This is a genomic window from Bacillus sp. PPSBB_2, assembly GCF_045291115.1.
GTDB classification, from domain to species: domain Bacteria; phylum Bacillota; class Bacilli; order Bacillales; family Bacillaceae_G; genus Bacillus_A; species Bacillus_A cereus.
Genome location: NZ_CP147983.1, coordinates 4,665,672 through 4,684,267 on the forward strand (window position 1 = coordinate 4,665,672; position 18,596 = coordinate 4,684,267).

The window sequence follows — 18,596 nt, forward strand, 5'->3', positions numbered from 1 at the left end:
AATTCTTATTTTCACTACCATTTAAAAAGTAAAAGAAATGTAACTCTTACTAGAGAGAGGAACTTACATGATGATATATCTTGACTATGCAGCTACTACACCTATGAGCGAGGAAGCGTTACAAACATATATGAAAGCAGCATCGCAATACTTCGGAAATGAACAAAGTTTACATGATATTGGAGGAACGGCTTCTTCTTTATTACAAGTTTGCCGAAAAACATTTGCGGAAATGATTGGAGGAAAAGAACAAGGAATATTTTTCACAAGTGGTGGATCGGAATCGAACTATCTTGCAATCCAATCACTTCTAAATGCCCGAAATAAGAAGCATATTATTACGACACCTATGGAACATGCATCCATTCGAAGTTATTTTCAATCCCTAAAATCAAAAGGCTATACGATCACTGAAATTCCTGTTGATAAAAATGGACTCATTTGTTTAGTAGATTTAGAGGCAGCTATTACGGAAGATACTGTGCTAGCAAGTATACAGCATGGAAACTCTGAAATCGGAACCGTTCAAAACATTACAGAAATCGGGGCACTTTTAAAAAAATATAATGTTTTATTTCATACGGATTGTGTGCAAACGTTTGGTAAACTGCCTATCCATGTTTTTGAGATGGGGATTGATAGTCTTTCTGTTTCAGCACATAAAATATACGGACCAAAAGGTGTCGGCGCTTGCTACATAAATCCGCAAACTCGCTGGGAACAAGTATTTCCAGGAACTTCTCACGAAAAAGGATTTCGCCCAGGTACAGTGAACGTTCCCGGCATCGCATCTTTTTTAACAGCTGCTGAAAATATATTAAAAACTCAATGGGAAGAAAGTTTACGTTTTAAAGAGTTACGATCCTACTTTTTAGAGCAAATACAAACACTTCCGCTAGAAATTGAAGTAGAAGGTCATTCTACTTCTTGTTTACCACATATTGTTGGGGTTACAATAAAAGGAATAGAAGGTCAATATACTATGCTAGAATGTAATCGCCATGGTATCGCCATTTCCACCGGAAGTGCTTGCCAAGTCGGTAAACAAGAACCTTCGAAAACTATGCTTGCAATTGGAAAAACGTATGAAGAGGCAAAACAATATGTCCGCTTCTCTTTCGGACAACAAACAACGAAAGATCAAATTGATACTACTATTCATGCACTACACACAATTGGAAATCAATTTTATAGAGGTGTTAAATCATAATGAAACAAAATGAACAAAAAAAGATTTTAGGTGAAGAAAGACGACAGCTTATCCTCCAGTGGCTTCTTGCTGCAAATGAACCGTTATCGGGGAATGAACTATCGAAAAAGACGAACGTAAGTAGACAAGTTATCGTGCAAGATATTTCCTTGCTTAAAGCACGAAACGAACCAATTATTGCAACTGCTCAAGGCTATTTATATTTAAAGCCACAAGAGAAACAACAAACTTTTGAACGCGTAATCGTATGCCAGCACAAACCAGCAGAAGTACGTCAAGAACTTACAATGCTTGTTGACCACGGCGTTACGATTAAAGACGTAAAAGTTGAGCATCCTGTATACGGTGACTTAACAGCATCCATTATGGTAAGCAATCGCTTTGATGTAGAGCAATATTTACAAAAAATCGAAAACACAAACGCTTCCTATCTATCGCAACTAACAGATGGTATTCACTTACATACAATTGAAGCAGATTCTAAAGAGAAGTTAGATGCTGCTTGCGAAGCTTTAGATAAAGCAGGATTTCTCGTTTATTAATGTAAAGCACAGAGTTTTTATCATTCTCTGTGCTTTTTTAATGCTATAATATTGTAATCAATCGTAAAGGAGATCAAATATGGGAATTGAACTCGTTCACTTTAGCATTGGGAAACCGAAACAAATGAAATATAGCGAAGATAAAGAAATGATTACCGGTATATGTAAAGAACTTACCGAAGAAGCTTTCCTATCAAAAGATGGCTTCCTTGGTGATGATGTAGCAGATTTAAAACACCACGGTGGACCTGATCGCGCAGTTTGTGTGTACTCACACGAGCATTACGCACTATGGGAAAAAGAATTTCAAACAACACTTCCAGCTTCCGCATTTGGCGAAAACATTACCGTAACAAATATGTTAGAGCATGATGTTTGCATCGGAGATACATACAAATTAGGTGAAGCGATTATTCAAGTGACACAAGCGCGCGTACCTTGTAGCACAATTTCAAAACGCCTTGGCATCCCTGGCATACTGCCGCGTATTGTAGCAACTGGATTTACTGGCTACCTATGCCGCGTTCTTCAAGAAGGTACTGTACGTAAAGATTCAAAAATTACATTACTAGAACGTCCATCAAGCAATGTTTCTGTTTTATTCTCTAACGAAATTTATTTTCATAATAGAAAAGATAAAGATGGCATCGAGAAGATTCTTGCTGTTCCAGAACTAGCTGATATTTGGCGTGGTCAATTAGAAGATCGTCTTGCGAAGTTGAAATAAAGTGAAACTTTAATCAGTGGGGGTTTTGTTCATTCCCCACTGATTATCAGCCCGATCCCCTCATAACTTCTTCACTTTCGCTGAATTTTGAGGTGGGGCTCTTACTGCCCGGCAAATAGCGGGATAAAGAATCCCACCTTCTGCAGGTGGGATTTTATTAATCTATTAAAAAATATATTAGGCAATGAAATGATATTGACGATTAGACAAATACCAACATTCCATCTACATCTTACAACCAATAAGAAGAATAACTCCCCAGCACAGTAACAGAAAAACCGAGTGCTTCAAGTTCCATCGTTACGCCTGGCAATAATACGTCATCGTATGCTTTATCGACATCGATTAAGAAAAAGTAATTTCCAAGACCTGTTTTCATCGGACGCGATTCGATTTTTGATAAGTTTAATTTTCTCCATGCGAAAGCTGATAACACTTGATATAGGGCACCTGCATAATCTGCAGGTAACGTTATCATAAGCGTCGTTTTCTCTCCGCGGTTCTCTCCATTATTCGGGAGTACTGCTTTCTTTTTCTTATGGAGTACTAAGAAACGTGTGTGATTATTTTTATGCGTATGAATACTACGTCTCACAATTGTTAATCCGTATTTTTCTGCAGCCGCTTCATTTGCAATAGCGGCAATTTTCTCTTCAGGATGTTCTTTCACATATTGTGCAGCAGCACTTGTAGATGTCATATCTCGAACAGTTACTCCTTTTAATTCTTCATTTAAAAATTTATGGCACTGTGCAATGGCATGCGGATGAGAATGCACTGCATATACTTCATCCCACACTTCTGCATACTGCGGATGTACAAGTAAATGCTGCTGAATTGGTACTGTAATTTCTCCTACAATGGAAAGCGGCTGCTCATGTACAAGGTAATCAACCGTTATATTCACTGAACCTTCTATTGCATTTTCTAACGGTACAACTGCGAAGTCTACATTTTCATTTGCAGCTGCATCTATACAATCTGGAATCGTTCGATACGGTACATGCTCTGCTTCCGGAAAAAAACGACTCACCGCCATATTTGTAAATGTTGCTTCTGGTCCTAAATATCCTACTCGAATCATCGTCTTTTCCCCTCTTTTTCGTTTTCTTACTGTTATACCATACTTTTTTATATTCTTCTATGTAAATTTCGAATATTTAAAAAAGACTAGCATTCGCTAGTCTAAATGTTTCTTATACTCTCTTTGAGCGAAGAAGAAATAAATGATACATGCTGCGATATAAAACAGAATGAACAAACCTACTTTTCTTAATGATCCATCCATAAAAAGCGTATTATGAAACGTATATAATGCAACTGCACTATGCATACTCCCTACTATAATTGGCGCAAAAAATAGCATACATAATTGCCAACGAGAAATTTTCCATACTTCTTCCTTCGTCATTCCAAGTTTAGAGAGTGCACCATACTGCTTTCGGTCCGATGCAATATTATGGAACCATTTAAAATACACGATACTACATGAAGTGAGAAAGAATAATATACTAATAAATGAGCCTACAAATAGAGTAATATCGCCGCCTTCTTTCATATTTACATACAACTCCATATTGCTTCGAAATGCATTATTATTATCTTGTTTTATATGTCTCCGTAAATCTTCATTTAATTTCTTCGTATTTTCTATATTTGATAATGTGTAGCCTCTATATATCATTTTTTCAGAATCAGGAACCTGATTTGCTATACTGTCAAAATCTTCATCATTCATAACGAAGAACAGACCATTAATGTACGAAGGGTGATGGTTAAATTGAACCCCTTCTTTTTGACCGTTAAATACGAATTGATATGGTTGATTCATTACTTGCAATTGAATCTCTTTTTGATTATACACATTCGAATTATTGTATTTATTATAATAAACGAGTGTCACTGTACCTTTTTTAGGACGATACGTTTTCTGTTTTTGTTTCCTTGCTTCTTGGTTATATTCACTTTCTTTTATAAGCGGTACTATTGTTGTTTCTCCCTTATTAGACTGAAAGGATGCATAAACTCCAGCAAAACTCATATATTGAAAATCATCATACTCATATTGATGCAGTAATTTTTCAACCGCACCTTCCTCAAAGACTTCATAAGTAGAAATACCTTTTTCTATGTACGAAAACGAGTGTACCCCTCCAGTTCGCCACATATCTTGCATGCTAGAAAAATATAAGAACACCGTACCTGTTGCTGTAACTACAAACGTCGTTGCCATAGACATCAGAAAGAAAAAGCGACCATTTTCCTTCATTCGATGTGACAATTGATTCACTATAAATAAATACGGATATGTATACATAATCTTTTTATTTCGCTTTATCATTTCTAACACTTGGGTAGCTCCATGTGTAAAAGAAAAGTACGTTCCAAAAAAGACAAGTATAGACACAGGGAAAAAGTATATTGCTATCGTAGTCATCGTCACTTGTAGCGCCAACGCATACCCGCCCACTAAACAAGCAAAACCGAATAAACAAAGCCACTTTGATGTTTTCTTCTCTTTTTTATCTGTTCGAAATTCTTTCAATAACCGAATGATTTTTATATTCCATATACGTAAAGCACTTATAAAAGATAACAAAATAAAAACAACCATATATGTAATAAATGTTACACCAATCGCCCTTACGTCAAATATGACAGGGAGTTCTTTCGGAAGCCCCAGTAACATACTAAATACCATAAAAAAGAGTTTTAAAAATATCATACCGAGCACAATACCGAAAATATTCGCGAAGACCCCGATTAAAATTTGTTCGGTCATAATCATTCCTATTACGTTAGATTTCGTTGCTCCCATTAACATATATAACCCTAATTCTTTCTTACGTGCTTCTATGAAAATAGAAGTAGAGTACAAAATAAATATGACGAAAAAAGAAATGATTATAACATTACATATGATAAGTCCCCAACGTACGTTTTGATACCACACCGTCTCTTGCATATACGGATGCACAATGACAGACATATATGCGTAAGAAGCAAATATTGCAAAACAACTACTTAAGAAAAACACTTTATAATTACGCCAATTCCCTTTTATATTTTGCAGCGCTAGTTGCCAAATGTTCATCTATCGTCCTCCTGTAACTTACTACATAGGCAAAAAGCTAGAGGTTCCCCTAGCTTTTTACGTGTTTTAAATATCCTCTTTGCGCGATCATAAAGTAAATGGCAGAAGCTAAAATGTATGCTCCAATTACAAGCGCACCTGATTTCCATAAATCAATATAAAGCATTTTCCCTAACGTATGAAGAGCAACTCCACTATGAATGGAACCGATTAAAATTGGGATAAAGAAGATAACTCCCATTTGTCGAATCGCAATTTTGCGAATTTCTTTATCTGTCATACCGATTCTCTTTAACGATTTAAATTGAATACGATCTTGTTCTTTATCGTTAAACCATTTAAAGTATGTCATACTACAAGCGAAGAAGAAGAACAGTACCGCTACGAAGAAACCGATGAACATTGTAATTGCTCCACCTTCTCTTATATCCTTATACGCAAACACTGAATTTCTCAATTCTCCTTGCTTTTCTGGTGCAATTTCATTTTTCAAATCTAATACAAGATTTTCTGTATTTTTCCAATCCTCGATATAATAACCGTAATATTTCGTCTTTTCTTCATCTGGTACGAGTTTTTCATATTTCTCAAAATCTTGATCATTTACAATAAGATATTCACTATCATTAAAAACAGAATACTGCGTTGGATTATTTAATTGAACAGACTGCTTTTGCCCGTTAATTGTAAATTCATACGGTTTCGTACGATCTATCTTCATCAGTTCATTTGACATATCAACCATAACCATCGTTGCACTACCTGGTGCATTATGAACTTCTGTAGGTTGCTCTCCCTTTTGTTTGCGCACTTCTGCATTATATTCTTTTTCTGAAATAATCGTCATCGGTACTTCATGTTCACTATTAAACAACGTTATTTTCTGTGTTGCCGGTAGTTTAACGTAGGTTACTTTTCGCGCATCTTCAAACCCGTGTCTCTTCACAAGCTCCTGTACCTTTTCTTCATTAATAAGATTATGCGTATTTAACCCCTTTTCCTCATATGAAATAGCATGTGGTGTAAGTTCTACCGTTTTCGCACTCATATTTTCAAAATATACGTACAGTGTACCTACTGCTGAAGATACTACCGCCGTAATAATAGAAATTACAAATAGAAAACGAGCATTATCTTTCATTTTATAAATAAGATTGCTAAGAACAAACATATTTGGATACGTATAGAAAGATTGCTTTCTTTTTTGTAATGCTTTTAATACAACTGTACTACCTTGTGTAAATAATAAATACGTTCCGCCAATTGTCAGTCCTACCACCGGTAAAAAGAGGATGAGGAAATTCAGAAACGTTACTTGGAAGCTAAGTACATATGCAGCAATAATACATCCTATACCAACTACACATAACCATGTAAATGCAAACGGCTCTACTTTTTGCTTTCTAGCTTCTCTTAATAAATCAATAATTTGCAAGCGTCCTACTGTCCAAACACTAAACAATGATAGGATTAAAAATAGGATAAAGTATACGCCTGCTGTAATCAAAACCGCTTTACTATTCCATACGAGTGGAAGTGTCTTATCTATTTTCAATAATACGCTTAACGCTTGGAAAAATAATTTTGAACAAAGCATTCCAATCCCAACACCAATTACAATTGCAATACTACCTAACATCAGTTGCTCTAATATAATCATTCGGCCGAGCTGCGATTTCGTTCCGCCTATTAATGTTAGTAGACCAAACTCTTTTTTTCTTGCTCGTAAAAACGTTGAATTTGCATATAAAATAAAGAGTGCCGAGAAGATGACCACAATATAATTCATCGATTCTAATCCTTTTGTGATCATCTTTCTCATACTAATATTACCGCTTACGACATCTGGATGATAAATAAAAGAAGCATACATGAAAAATACGACAATCGATAAACAACTGCTAATAAGAAACGCTTTATAGTTACGCCAATTTCCTTTTACGTTATTAAGCGCGAGCTGGCGAAAGTTCATGATATTCTCCTCCTAGCATCGCAAGTACGTCCAGAATTTCTTGGAAAAAGGCTTGTTTCGTTCTTCCTTTATGTATTTCCGAGAAAATTTCCCCATCGCGTATGAAAAGGATACGTTCACAATAACTAGCCGCTACTGGATCGTGCGTAACCATTGCAATCGTTACTTTCTTTTGCTCGTGTAAATCTTGCAGAGCGCCCATTAGCGATTTCGCTGACTTCGAGTCTAAGTTTCCAGTTGGCTCATCTGCTAAAATTAACGTCGGTTCATGAATGATTGCTCTCGCTGCTGCTGCACGTTGTTGTTGTCCCCCAGATACTTCGTATACTTTTTTATTTAAAATTTCTTCGATGTTTAAAAACTTCGCAATTTCCAGTACTTTCGCATCGATTTCATTTACAGATTTCTTCGCCATTACAAGTGGTAAAATAATATTTTCTTTAATGGATAACGTATCAAGTAAATTAAAATCTTGGAAGATGAATCCTAAATGTGTACGGCGAAACTCCGCTAATTTTGCAGCACGCATTTGATTAATTTCTTCACCATTTACAAGCACATGACCTGAAGTTTGCTTATCAATTGTTGCTAATAAATTTAAAAGCGTCGTTTTCCCGCTTCCTGAAGGACCCATAATCCCTACAAATTCGCCTTCTTCTATTTTAAAATTTATATCATTTAAAGCAGTCGTCGCTACTGAACCTTTTGATTGGTACACCTTCGTTAATCCTTTTACTTCAAGAACAATCATTTCTAATCCCCCTACGTGTTTTCTTCTTACATTTACTATAAGAAAAATAAGAAAAAGAAACGAGTGATTTCCCTTACAAAACGTTTTGTTATCTTACAGTTTTGTCATTTTTCTCATCAATGTATGATATTCTTCATCTTTTGCAAATTGGAACGTGAATGTTGTCCCTTCTCCTTCAGCCGATTGGACATACATTCCATGATGTAAATTATCGCAAATTTCCTTCGTAATATATAAACCCATTCCAGTCGCTTCTCTCGTTTTACGGCCATTTACCCCCGTAAAGAATGGATCAAATATGCGCTTTACATCTTGCTCTGGAATACCGATTCCATTGTCCTTAATATGTAATAACACCTTTTGGTCTTTCTCTTCAATTTGAAATTGAATTTCCTTTTTCTCTGCTTCTGAAATTTTCGTATACTTAATTGCATTTACAACGATTTGACCTATAGCAATACTTAGCCATTTTCTATCAGAGGCAACCATACAAGTATCTTCTTCAAACATCACTTTCGGAAATACAGACGATTGAATGAAGGATTTCCGATTTTCATTAATAATACCTCGCACGACATCTATAACATTTACTACTTCTACCTTATAATCTTTCGCAAACTGCTCTAGTCTTGCCATATGTAACGCTAAATCTAAACCATTTAGTATACGATTATTTTCTTCACGAATACTTTCAACTGTTGCTCTTGCCTCACGATGCTCTTTGCCAAACTTTTGCAGCAATAATTCAATAACAGATACTGGTGTTTTCATTTGGTGAATCCATTGGTTCATAAATATCATTTGCTGTTGCTCTTTCGCATGCTGTTTATGAACTTCATTCATATATTGCTGTCTTAATAACGTAAAAGATTCAACGACCATTTCTTGCTCTGATGTATAAGATTCATCAATAAGTAAAGAGTCATGTAATGTATTTCCACCAGTAACATACTTTTCGATCCTCTTTAAAAACACACTTCGTTTTCGGTAATCGTAAATGAGGTATACAGTAAACACAACTGTTCCTAATAAAAGTCCATATAACCACGTACTCCAATCAATGGATCGCTTTTCTAAAAGACTTTGCAACTGTAAAACGAGCCCAAATAAACAAAGGCTAACAATATAAGAAAGAATTAAAGAAAAGCGGTCCATGAGGTAATTTTTAACCTTCATGCCCTTCGCCCCACTCCGTAAGAAGCGCATAACCATATCCACGTTTCGTTACAATTGCATTTTTAATGCCTAACTCCTCTAGTTTCTTCCTTACACGTTTTACATTTACGGTTAATGTATTATCATCCACAAATGCTACTTCATCCCATAGAGCTTCTAACAGTTCTTCGCGCGTTACATATTGATTCACCTGTTTCATTAAACACTCTAATAAGTAAAACTCATTTTTTGTCAGTTCAGTTTGTTGTCCTTGCCACTCAACAATATGCTGAGACGGGAATAACAACAGTCCATTTACACCTAAACAATCACTCTCAGCAGCAGAGGCATACTCTCCATAGCCACGGCGAAGCGCACTCTTCACCTTTGCCATTACGATATCTAAATGGAATGGCTTCGTAATATAATCATCGCCGCCATTTTCAATCGCCATTACTTGATCCATTTCCCCTGTTCTTGCAGAAACAAAAATAATCGGCGCATTCGATACAGTACGAATTTGACGACACCAATAAAAACCATCAAAGTACGGTAAATTAATATCAAGTAACACAAGATGAGGATTTATTTTTACAAACTCATCTTTTATATGACGTAAATCACTTGCTCTAAATGATTGATAGCCATACCTTTCTAAATGCTCCTCTAATATTCCCGCAATTTTCTCATCGTCTTCTACAATTAATATTTTATACATGTTCTTTTTCTCCCCATAAAAGAATTCTTCTACATTTACTCCTTTTTCCATTATAAATTGAAAATTTAATTAGTGGGGATTTTTTCCTATATAAATCCGATTTTTACGATATAAAAAAAGACTGCCGTATTTCGGCAGTCTTAATCGATAAATTCAAATTCATATTCAAGAATTTTTACAATATCTCCGTCTTTTGCACCACGTGCACGAAGCGCTTCATCAATACCCATTCCGCGCATTTGACGAGCGAAACGACGTATAGATTCATCACGTGAGAAGTCTGTCATCTTGAATGTTTTCTCGATATCGTAACCAGAGATAACAAACGTGCCATCACTTTCACGTGTAATTTCAAATTTAACACCTTCAGTATCAAATTTGTACATTACACTTGTATCAGACTCATCCGCAACTTCATGTATTGGGAATTCTGGTGTTGTTTCTATTAAGTTTGCTACTTCAAACAGTAAGTCACGAACACCTTGTCTTGTTACAGCTGAGATTGGGAAGATTTTTACTTCGTCTCCCACTTTCTCTTTAAATGCTTGTAAGTTTTCTTCTGCATCTGGCATATCCATTTTGTTTGCAACAACAACTTGTGGACGCTCAGTTAAGCGAAGATTGTATTCTTTCAATTCATTATTAATCGTTACGTAATCTTCATATGGATCACGGCCTTCTAAACCAGACATATCAATAACATGCACGATTACACGTGTACGCTCAATATGACGTAAGAATTGGTGTCCAAGTCCAACGCCAGCATGTGCGCCTTCAATTAGTCCTGGAAGGTCAGCCATAACGAAGCTGCGGTTATCACCAGTTTCAACAACACCAAGATTCGGAACGATTGTTGTGAAGTGATACTCTGCAATTTTCGGACGCGCTGATGATACAACAGATAATAATGTAGATTTACCTACACTTGGGAATCCAACAAGTCCAACGTCTGCTAGTACTTTAAGTTCTAGAATGACATCACGCTCTTGACCTGGTTCCCCGTTCTCAGCGATTTCTGGCGCTGGGTTCGTAGCTGTTGCGAAACGTGAGTTACCACGGCCACCACGGCCACCTTTTGCAATTACAGCAGTTTGTCCATGCGTTACTAAATCGGCAAGAATTTGACCAGTTTTTTCATCTTTTACTACTGTTCCTGGCGGAACCTTTACAAGTAAATCTTCAGATTTACGTCCGTGCTGACCTTTACTCATTCCGTGCTGACCGCGATCAGCTTTGAAATGACGTTGGTAGCGGAAGTCCATTAATGTACGTAAGCCTTCCTCAACTACGAAAACAACATCTGCACCTTTACCGCCGTCGCCACCTGCTGGGCCACCTTTAGGAACATACTTCTCACGACGATACGCAACCATACCGTTACCACCGTCGCCGCCTTTTACATATATCTTGACCTGATCTACAAACATTATTTCACCACACTTTTTTCAATTGGTTGTAATATAACTGAGACTTCTTCGTCTCGCACTGTATAAGAAATGGAATACCATTTATTGTTTTGGGTCGCAAGCCAATTCTGTAGTTCTTCTACACTCGTTAGCTTACCACGAAAATCAAAAAAGAAACGAGCATTCTCCGCGTCACATTCAATTGTGATACAAACATAATTTTCAACATATACGTCTAAACTATGCTGAAGCATTGAGAAAAATTGATTCGTCCATGTACATACAGTCTCATCCAAGTGAGATAAGTTATGTAATTTCCCTAATACTTCGTACTCCAATAAGCACGGCTGCTGTTTCCAATTATATGTTAAAATCCACTCTGAAAATAAAGGCATTGATAGCCCCATCAGATTGGATTCTTGTCTCGCTTCTTGGACAAAACGATCGATGAGACTATGAATTTCTTCCACTTTTCCAAGTGAAAGGTTTCCTTTCACCATCTGCATACGATTGAGCCAATCATGTCTTGAATGGCGCAATGCATCTATAATTGTCCATTTTTCATTCATTTAGATACCCCTTAATATAGAAAAACTCTAACCTGCACTCAGGTTAGAGTTTTCCGTGAGTTCTTATGCTTCTTGAGCAACAGGATATACGCTCACTTGTTTGCGGTCACGGCCAAGACGCTCAAAGCGTACTACGCCGTCAACTTTCGCGTATAAAGTGTCATCGCCACCACGACCAACGTTAACACCTGGATAAATTTTTGTACCGCGTTGACGGTAAAGAATTGAACCACCTGAAACCGTTTGACCATCTGCGCGTTTAGCACCAAGACGTTTTGACTGAGAGTCACGACCGTTCTTTGTACTACCTACACCTTTCTTAGATGCGAAAAACTGAAGATCTAATCTTAACATACGTTACACCTCCTGCACTTTTTCTATTAAACGGATATACTTTCCGTAATCAAGTTCGATCGTCTTAAGCGAAACAACTAATCCTTCTAAAAGGGTTTGTGCTTTTTCTGCTGCATGAACGTCTAAATCATTAGGCAATTCATACGTTAAGAATCCGCCATCACTTCCGAGTTCAATAGTTGCTTGCACATTACAAAGTTCTTCCACTGCATTTATAGAACCAAACACAACCGCTGTAGTTCCAGCACAGACAAGGTCTTGTCCATGTGGCGCATAATCGGCATGTCCAGTCATTTTAAATGATTGGATACTTCCTAATTTCGTGCGACTTATCGTAATTTTAATCATGTTAACCAGAATTAAGCGTTGATAGCTTCAACAACTAGCTTAGTGTAAGGTTGACGATGACCTTGTTTCTTACGATTGTTCTTTTTCGCTTTGTATTTGAAAACGATAATTTTCTTAGCGCGACCTTGTTTTTCAACTTTCGCAGTAACTGTTGCACCTTCTACAACTGGGCTACCAACTTTAACGTTTTCGCCACCAACGAAAAGAACTTTGTCAAAAGTAACAGTTTCACCAGCTTCAACATCTAATTTTTCAATGTAGATTGCTTGACCAGCTTCAACTTTAATTTGTTTTCCACCTGTTTCGATAATTGCGTACATACTTGCACCTCCTCTTAATTACTAAGACTCGCCAAAAACGAGGTAGACATAAATGCCTTTAGGGAACCTGTCTTGTGCGGTTGTAGCATATAGCCGTTTAGGTGCTATAAACTATAACATAAAGATGTTACCATAATTCATTGAGTATTGTCAATGAATCTTCTACTAACTATTTTTTCCGTTCTACAATTTCTTTTTTACTTCCAAAACGGATAATAGCGTACTTTTCGATAATATCATCTTTGAAATAAATTTCAAATGGAATATTTTTTTGTAATTCTTTTTGCAAAAATTGTTTTTGCAGTTCTTTAGGCGCAGCGATTAATACCGCTTCATCTTCTATATTGCCATATGTGATTAGTTCTCTCTCTAACTCATACGCAATTGTTTCATGCGACATCACATAACCCGTCGCTTTGCAAGATACACACTCTTCTAGTAATACGTCACGTAAAGAATGTTTTTTACGTTTTCGTGTCATCTCCAAAATTCCTAACTCAGTAAATCCAAGTATTCTTGTATAAGTACGATCATCTTTCATAGCAGCTATGAGACATTCTCTTACCTTTTCTTTATCTTCTCTTTTTTTCATATTAATAAAATCAATTAATATCATACCACCAATATCACGAAGTCTTAATTGGCGTGCAATTTCTTCAGCTGCCATCTCATTTGTGCGAAGTACTGTATCTTGTAAATTTTGTTTTCCAGTAAACTTGCCCGTATTCACATCAATTACAGTCATCGTCTCCATTTGCTCTACAATTAAATAAGCACCATTTGGAAGCCACACAATTTTTTGGAGTGCTTTCTCAATTTCACGCTCTATTCCAAAATGGTTAAACATCGAAGACTTTTCATTATAAAAAGATACTTTTTCTTTTCCAACTTTGTCTTCTAACTCTTTTACTATACTTCTTGTATCTACAACTACTTTTTCAATTGTTTCAATTGGGTTCTCTTGAAATACACGATCTAAAAAGGTCGCCGGTCGATGAAGTAATAACGGCGCCTTTCCTTGATCCTCTTTTCTTTTTAACTCTTCATACAACTGTTGTAACCCTTGCATTTCAGCTTGTATTTCTTCAATTCCCCCTTTTTCAGAAGCAGAGCGGAAAATGTAACCTCCCGTTCCTTCTACTTCAATTTCAAGTAACTGTTGTCTTCTTTTATTATTTTTTATTTTCCGAGAAACAGCTCGCATCTCATCAAACGGCATATAAACGACATATTTCCCGGTAAATTCTATATTCGCTGTCAATTTAGGCCCTTTCGTATCAATTGCCTCTTTCACAACCTGTACGAGTATCGCTTGCCCTTCATGTATACGATAAGAAGGTGGTACATCATCGTATGAAAGATACGCATGTTTTTCTAAACCTATATTTACAAAAGCTGCGTTCATTCCAGCAATTGTTCTTACGATACGTCCAACATAAATATGCCCAACAATCTCTTGCTCTTCATTACGTTTCCATAAAAACTCAACAATCTTTTTCTTCTCTTCAATTGCAACGCGCTTTTCCGAACCAGCGTAATTCACATATAACGTTTTCAAAATTATTTCCTCACTTTATAATCTTCTTTGCTTTTACAATAATAAAAGGTTAGTGCTATCGTCAACACTAACCGATTAATTCTTCAACTGATGAAGTTGTTCGTTTTTCAGTAAAATATGCATAGAGCAATTCATTTTCATCCAATGTGTAATGCTCTTTATATTTTCCACGGACGATAATAGAATGCTTATATCCTCTACGAAATTTTGTGAAGATCGTATATAAACGATCTTCCGTTTGCACTTCAATAGGTGCAATCTTTTCGATTCCTCTTTTATTTCCATAATAACGTTCTAATAAAAAACGCATAAATGCATACCGTCTTTGTTTCCACTCTTGATATAACGACACTGCCAAAAATATGAGTAGTACCCACATCATAATATTGTTACTATTCCAGAGCAACTGCCATCCTAATATTACACCAAAAAAAACACATGACAATTTCATCATCTTTTCATGTGCTTGTAAATAAGGAAAACGATATGATAGTATATTAAACAATACTTTCCCGCCATCTAACGGCCAAATAGGGAGTAAATTAAACGCTAAAATAATTATATTATTCCACATGAAGAAATAATATAAATCTGCATTCAGCCAACCAGCTTTGAACAACATATAACCTACCAGCATCATCCAAACATGTTGAATCGGTCCTGCAATTACGACAACAAGTTCCTCTTTCAATGACTTATTACCATGTTCCTCAAGCTCGGCAACGCCACCAAACGGCAAAAGCTGAATTCTTTTTATACGCCAATTATAGTGTGCTGCTGCAAAAGCATGCCCAAGTTCATGAATAAGAACAATACAAAATAACAGTAGTAACTCTTTAAAACGCGCAGTAAAAATACCAATGACAATAATAACCCAAAATAATGGATGCACGGAAATTTTCGTTAAAACGTCCCTATATTTAATCAAATGATATCACCTGGATCGGATCAATAAATTTCTCATTCTTTTTTATCGCGAAATAAAACTTTCCATTTTTATCATTTGTATCATTACTCACCGTTCCAATTTTTTGTTTCTTTGAAACGTAATCATATAATTTCACTGACATATCGTTTAAGTTTGCATACCATGACTCCGTACCATCTGCATGTTGAATTTGAACTGTATTTCCAAGTTCCTCTTTCTTGCCTGCAAAAACAACTAACCCTTCATTTACTGACTCCACTTTTGCATTTGTAGCTGTTTGGACAAATACACCTTGGCCATTTTTTTGAAACCCTTGCATTACCTTTCCAGAAGCAGGAATTGCATAATCTTTTTGCTGAATACTTCCTTCTTTTTTCTCGTTCGGCGAATAGAATACAAGCGGTTTTCCAAATTGCTTTTCGTACCATTTCGCTACAGTAGCAAACTGAAATTCCTCTTTCATCACTTTTTCTGTAACAGCTTTAGCTCCATTGAATGAAGAAGGAGCATTCTTATATAAAATAGCAACCGAAAGAACTAATATTGCTGATAATAAAACTTTGAAGAAAAAGACTTCCTTTCGAAATAAAGGATGCATTTCCTTTTCTCCATCTTCAATAAATACTGCTTCACTATCAAAATTCCCTCCGTTAAAATACTGCTCTTCCTCCATCCTTTCTTGCTCGGCCTTCCTTTTTGCAATCCGCTTTTTAATTTCTTCTACGCGTCTATTCTTCATACTGTCTCCTTTCTTTCGTTAAGCTAATTTCATTAAAAACAGTTGTATACAGTTTGTACATATGTATGAGCTAAGAAAGAAAGATATTCGTGTGAAGAAAAAAAGAAAGCACCTCGCATATGTGCGAAGTGCTCTTAACGGATTCCAAAGAAGTTTTTCACCTTTGCAAATACCGATACCTTTTCTTGTTCAAATGCTTGTAATGGTACATTCTCACCTAACAAGCGTCTTGCAATATTACGATAAGCCAACGCTGCTTTTCCGCTTGGTTGCAACGCCACAGGTTCACCTGTATTTGTAGCTCGAATAACTTCATCGTCATCTTCGACAACACCAAGAAGCTCGATTGACAATGTACGTACAATTTCATCAACATCTAACATATCCTGTTCATGAAGCATATGACTACGTACACGGTTAATAACAAGTTTGGGTGGTTCAATATCCTCTTTTTCTAAAAGCCCAATAATACGATCCGCATCGCGCATTGAGGATACTTCTGGAGTCGTAACAACGATTGCTTTATCCGCACCAGCTACCGCATTTTTAAATCCCTGCTCAATCCCCGCAGGACAATCGATTAATATGTAATCATAATCTTGACGTAATACTTGTATTAATTCATCCATTTGTTCAGGTGTTACCGCTGATTTATCACTCGTTTGTGCTGCAGGTAATAAATAAAGATCATCAAAACGTTTGTCTTTAATAAGAGCCTGAGGTAAACGGCAACGCCCTTCAACGACATCAACAAGATCAAATACAATACGATTTTCCAGCCCCATTACTACGTCTAAATTTCGAAGACCGATATCTGTGTCAATTAAGCACACTTTCTTTCCAGATAACGCTAGGGCCGTACCAATGTTCGCAGATGTAGTAGTTTTACCTACTCCGCCTTTTCCAGATGTAATTACTATTGCCTCTCCCACAGCTATACAATTCCCCTTTCTAACTTTGTTAAATTAGGTCTAAGATGAGTGAGAAGTTGCAGGCGATCGACAACAATGTGATTGTTCTCATTAATATACGCACATTCTGCCGCCTCCGCTCCGTCTTCTTTCTCTTCCGGAGCCCGCATTGCCACATCACTAATTCGAAGTTGCATCGGGTTCATAACAGATGCAGCGATTACAGCATCCGAATCCCCATAATACCCAGCATGTGCAATTCCTCTTAATGATCCTACGACAAAAATATTCCCCCCAGCGATAACCGTTCCGCCTGGATTAACATCTCCAATTAACAACAAATTTCCTTTTACATGTAAAACTTGTCCAGAGCGAACAATTTTGGAAATAGGGACAATTTCTGTTTCTTCTTTCCAAGCTATTGCTTCTGCTTTAGTGATAACATCACTTTCAATTGAATCCACAACAAGATTCTTTTTATTACGAATTAACGTACGAATCTCTTCTTGTTGGACTTCTGTTAAATAACGATTTCCTACTTTCACATGCACTTCAATTAAAGAGCGCCCATCACCATCGTAGTAATGTGTAGAAAGTTTTTCGTCTAATTCCATCAATAATTCTGAGAATGAACAACAATCATCTAAATGAAGCGTTATCCCATTTTTTGTCCCTTTTATCGTTACATTTTGTTGCTTTTTTTCTTCCACTAAAGTTCACCCCACCGATTCAATTCGACATAAAATTAGAAAATCCTTTTTTCTTTTTCTTCCATCGCTTTTGAAAGACGCACTATATATCGTCTCAGTGGGAAACAAACTATCAATAAGAAAATAGCATTTAACAATAAAGTAGAAAGGAGACGATCTGTGAAAAAGACATACGCTGGCATATGAGTACGTCCTAATAAAGTTAAGAATCCATACACATAATACTCTAGTGCTACAACGCTAGCTAATATGATAGAAACAACAATAAATAAATTCAATTGTAGTACTTTCATCACACTATATACTAAATAAGCTAAAATCGGATAAGCAAAAATATATATCCCGACAAGTTCTGTGTATACGGTATCAAATAAGAAGCCAAATAATAGTCCGTAATAAATCCCTTGGACCGGACTATAATACACTGTAATAAAACATAAGACGATTATAAAGAAATGCGGTGCTGCTATGCTGTCTTTCCAAAATACATCCGTTGGAACAACAGTAGCAAACATATTTTCAAATAGAAACACAAAAAGGAGCAAAAGAGGAAGAGCTGCTCTTTTTAATATCTTCATCATCTC

20 protein-coding genes and 1 other annotated feature are annotated in these 18,596 nt (G+C 36.3%); of the genes, 3 read left to right on the forward strand and 17 right to left on the reverse strand.

Annotated elements, in window-relative coordinates; all coding sequences use genetic code 11:
• Positions 1 to 67: 67 nt before the first annotated feature.
• The 3 genes from V6946_RS23540 (at position 68) to V6946_RS23550 (ending at position 2,479) form a co-directional block, all read left to right on the forward strand.
• A complete protein-coding gene (locus V6946_RS23540; protein WP_000973766.1) occupies positions 68 to 1,210 on the forward strand; it encodes an IscS subfamily cysteine desulfurase in 1,143 nt (380 codons plus the stop codon).
• A complete protein-coding gene (locus tag V6946_RS23545; protein ID WP_000812275.1) occupies positions 1,210 to 1,752 on the forward strand; it encodes a transcription repressor NadR in 543 nt (180 codons plus the stop codon). Before V6946_RS23540 ends, V6946_RS23545 begins: the two co-directional genes overlap by 1 nt.
• A 79-nt stretch (positions 1,753 to 1,831) precedes the next feature.
• Entirely contained in the window at positions 1,832 to 2,479 is a 648-nt protein-coding gene (locus V6946_RS23550) for an MOSC domain-containing protein (RefSeq protein ID WP_000510698.1), read from the forward strand.
• 232 nt (positions 2,480 to 2,711) lie between these two features.
• Here the strand turns inward: V6946_RS23550 and pheA are convergent, their stop codons facing one another.
• The 17 genes from pheA to mreD all read right to left on the reverse strand — a co-directional run bounded on the left by pheA (position 2,712) and on the right by mreD (position 18,593).
• On the reverse strand, positions 2,712 to 3,563 hold the full coding sequence (gene pheA, locus V6946_RS23555) for a prephenate dehydratase (protein ID WP_000621701.1): 852 nt from the start codon (positions 3,561 to 3,563) through the stop codon (positions 2,712 to 2,714).
• A gap of 96 nt (positions 3,564 to 3,659) precedes the next feature.
• Complete coding sequence (locus V6946_RS23560; protein ID WP_366981382.1) at positions 3,660 to 5,573, reverse strand: ABC transporter permease; 1,914 nt, start codon at positions 5,571 to 5,573, stop codon at positions 3,660 to 3,662.
• A gap of 49 nt (positions 5,574 to 5,622) precedes the next feature.
• Entirely contained in the window at positions 5,623 to 7,545 is a 1,923-nt protein-coding gene (locus V6946_RS23565) for an ABC transporter permease (protein ID WP_001011415.1), read from the reverse strand.
• Positions 7,520 to 8,296 carry an ABC transporter ATP-binding protein gene (locus V6946_RS23570; RefSeq protein ID WP_006927538.1) on the reverse strand — a complete coding sequence of 259 codons (777 nt, stop codon included), beginning with the start codon at positions 8,294 to 8,296 and terminating at the stop codon, positions 7,520 to 7,522. The genes V6946_RS23565 and V6946_RS23570 overlap by 26 nt, the downstream gene beginning before the upstream one ends.
• A gap of 93 nt (positions 8,297 to 8,389) precedes the next feature.
• A complete protein-coding gene (locus V6946_RS23575) occupies positions 8,390 to 9,472 on the reverse strand; it encodes a HAMP domain-containing histidine kinase (RefSeq protein WP_033692864.1) in 1,083 nt (360 codons plus the stop codon).
• Positions 9,462 to 10,169 carry a response regulator transcription factor gene (locus V6946_RS23580; protein WP_002082113.1) on the reverse strand — a complete coding sequence of 236 codons (708 nt, stop codon included), beginning with the start codon at positions 10,167 to 10,169 and terminating at the stop codon, positions 9,462 to 9,464. The genes V6946_RS23575 and V6946_RS23580 overlap by 11 nt, the downstream gene beginning before the upstream one ends.
• A gap of 140 nt (positions 10,170 to 10,309) precedes the next feature.
• Entirely contained in the window at positions 10,310 to 11,596 is a 1,287-nt protein-coding gene (obgE, locus tag V6946_RS23585) for a GTPase ObgE (RefSeq protein WP_000497127.1), read from the reverse strand.
• A complete protein-coding gene (locus V6946_RS23590) occupies positions 11,596 to 12,144 on the reverse strand; it encodes a sporulation initiation phosphotransferase B (protein WP_001003587.1) in 549 nt (182 codons plus the stop codon). The genes obgE and V6946_RS23590 overlap by 1 nt, the downstream gene beginning before the upstream one ends.
• 63 nt (positions 12,145 to 12,207) lie before the next feature.
• Positions 12,208 to 12,498 (reverse strand): 50S ribosomal protein L27, encoded by a 291-nt coding sequence (rpmA, locus tag V6946_RS23595; RefSeq protein ID WP_000944957.1) that lies wholly within the window; start codon positions 12,496 to 12,498, stop codon positions 12,208 to 12,210.
• 3 nt (positions 12,499 to 12,501) lie between these two features.
• Positions 12,502 to 12,846 carry a ribosomal-processing cysteine protease Prp gene (locus V6946_RS23600; protein ID WP_001973720.1) on the reverse strand — a complete coding sequence of 115 codons (345 nt, stop codon included), beginning with the start codon at positions 12,844 to 12,846 and terminating at the stop codon, positions 12,502 to 12,504.
• A gap of 11 nt (positions 12,847 to 12,857) precedes the next feature.
• The gene (gene rplU, locus V6946_RS23605; RefSeq protein WP_000270907.1) at positions 12,858 to 13,166 is read right to left on the reverse strand and encodes a 50S ribosomal protein L21; all 309 of its coding nucleotides are present in this window, start codon (positions 13,164 to 13,166) and stop codon (positions 12,858 to 12,860) included.
• A 14-nt stretch (positions 13,167 to 13,180) separates the two neighbouring features.
• Positions 13,181 to 13,258, reverse strand: a sequence feature (ribosomal protein L21 leader region).
• A 77-nt stretch (positions 13,259 to 13,335) separates the two neighbouring features.
• A complete protein-coding gene (locus V6946_RS23610) occupies positions 13,336 to 14,724 on the reverse strand; it encodes an Rne/Rng family ribonuclease (RefSeq protein WP_000855481.1) in 1,389 nt (462 codons plus the stop codon).
• A 67-nt stretch (positions 14,725 to 14,791) separates the two neighbouring features.
• On the reverse strand, positions 14,792 to 15,652 hold the full coding sequence (gene spoIVFB, locus V6946_RS23615) for a stage IV sporulation intramembrane metalloprotease SpoIVFB (protein ID WP_006927535.1): 861 nt from the start codon (positions 15,650 to 15,652) through the stop codon (positions 14,792 to 14,794).
• Positions 15,645 to 16,391 carry a stage IV sporulation protein SpoIVFA gene (spoIVFA, locus tag V6946_RS23620; protein ID WP_000797471.1) on the reverse strand — a complete coding sequence of 249 codons (747 nt, stop codon included), beginning with the start codon at positions 16,389 to 16,391 and terminating at the stop codon, positions 15,645 to 15,647. Before spoIVFA ends, spoIVFB begins: the two co-directional genes overlap by 8 nt.
• A 134-nt stretch (positions 16,392 to 16,525) precedes the next feature.
• Positions 16,526 to 17,323 (reverse strand): septum site-determining protein MinD, encoded by a 798-nt coding sequence (gene minD / locus V6946_RS23625; protein WP_000503309.1) that lies wholly within the window; start codon positions 17,321 to 17,323, stop codon positions 16,526 to 16,528.
• A 2-nt stretch (positions 17,324 to 17,325) separates the two neighbouring features.
• Positions 17,326 to 18,012: a septum site-determining protein MinC gene (gene minC / locus V6946_RS23630; protein WP_366981383.1), complete on the reverse strand. Its 687-nt coding sequence runs from the start codon at positions 18,010 to 18,012 to the stop codon at positions 17,326 to 17,328.
• Positions 18,013 to 18,047: 35 nt separating this feature from the next.
• On the reverse strand, positions 18,048 to 18,593 hold the full coding sequence (gene mreD, locus V6946_RS23635) for a rod shape-determining protein MreD (protein WP_000975766.1): 546 nt from the start codon (positions 18,591 to 18,593) through the stop codon (positions 18,048 to 18,050).
• Positions 18,594 to 18,596 lie beyond the last annotated feature (3 nt).

What these genes read in the sequence shown, in the direction of transcription:
- V6946_RS23540 (WP_000973766.1), top strand. Translation starts at nt 68, where the DNA reads ATGATGATATATCTTGACTATGCAGCTACTACACCTATGAGCGAGGAA.
- V6946_RS23545 (WP_000812275.1), top strand. Translation starts at nt 1,210, where the DNA reads ATGAAACAAAATGAACAAAAAAAGATTTTAGGTGAAGAAAGACGACAG.
- V6946_RS23550 (WP_000510698.1), top strand. Translation starts at nt 1,832, where the DNA reads ATGGGAATTGAACTCGTTCACTTTAGCATTGGGAAACCGAAACAAATG.
- pheA (WP_000621701.1), bottom strand. Translation starts at nt 3,563, where the DNA reads ATGATTCGAGTAGGATATTTAGGACCAGAAGCAACATTTACAAATATG.
- V6946_RS23560 (WP_366981382.1), bottom strand. Translation starts at nt 5,573, where the DNA reads ATGAACATTTGGCAACTAGCGCTGCAAAATATAAAAGGGAATTGGCGT.
- V6946_RS23565 (WP_001011415.1), bottom strand. Translation starts at nt 7,545, where the DNA reads ATGAACTTTCGCCAGCTCGCGCTTAATAACGTAAAAGGAAATTGGCGT.
- V6946_RS23570 (WP_006927538.1), bottom strand. Translation starts at nt 8,296, where the DNA reads ATGATTGTTCTTGAAGTAAAAGGATTAACGAAGGTGTACCAATCAAAA.
- V6946_RS23575 (WP_033692864.1), bottom strand. Translation starts at nt 9,472, where the DNA reads ATGAAGGTTAAAAATTACCTCATGGACCGCTTTTCTTTAATTCTTTCT.
- V6946_RS23580 (WP_002082113.1), bottom strand. Translation starts at nt 10,169, where the DNA reads ATGTATAAAATATTAATTGTAGAAGACGATGAGAAAATTGCGGGAATA.
- obgE (WP_000497127.1), bottom strand. Translation starts at nt 11,596, where the DNA reads ATGTTTGTAGATCAGGTCAAGATATATGTAAAAGGCGGCGACGGTGGT.
- V6946_RS23590 (WP_001003587.1), bottom strand. Translation starts at nt 12,144, where the DNA reads ATGAATGAAAAATGGACAATTATAGATGCATTGCGCCATTCAAGACAT.
- rpmA (WP_000944957.1), bottom strand. Translation starts at nt 12,498, where the DNA reads ATGTTAAGATTAGATCTTCAGTTTTTCGCATCTAAGAAAGGTGTAGGT.
- V6946_RS23600 (WP_001973720.1), bottom strand. Translation starts at nt 12,846, where the DNA reads ATGATTAAAATTACGATAAGTCGCACGAAATTAGGAAGTATCCAATCA.
- rplU (WP_000270907.1), bottom strand. Translation starts at nt 13,166, where the DNA reads ATGTACGCAATTATCGAAACAGGTGGAAAACAAATTAAAGTTGAAGCT.
- spoIVFA (WP_000797471.1), bottom strand. Translation starts at nt 16,391, where the DNA reads ATGAAGAATAGACGCGTAGAAGAAATTAAAAAGCGGATTGCAAAAAGG.
- mreD (WP_000975766.1), bottom strand. Translation starts at nt 18,593, where the DNA reads ATGATGAAGATATTAAAAAGAGCAGCTCTTCCTCTTTTGCTCCTTTTT.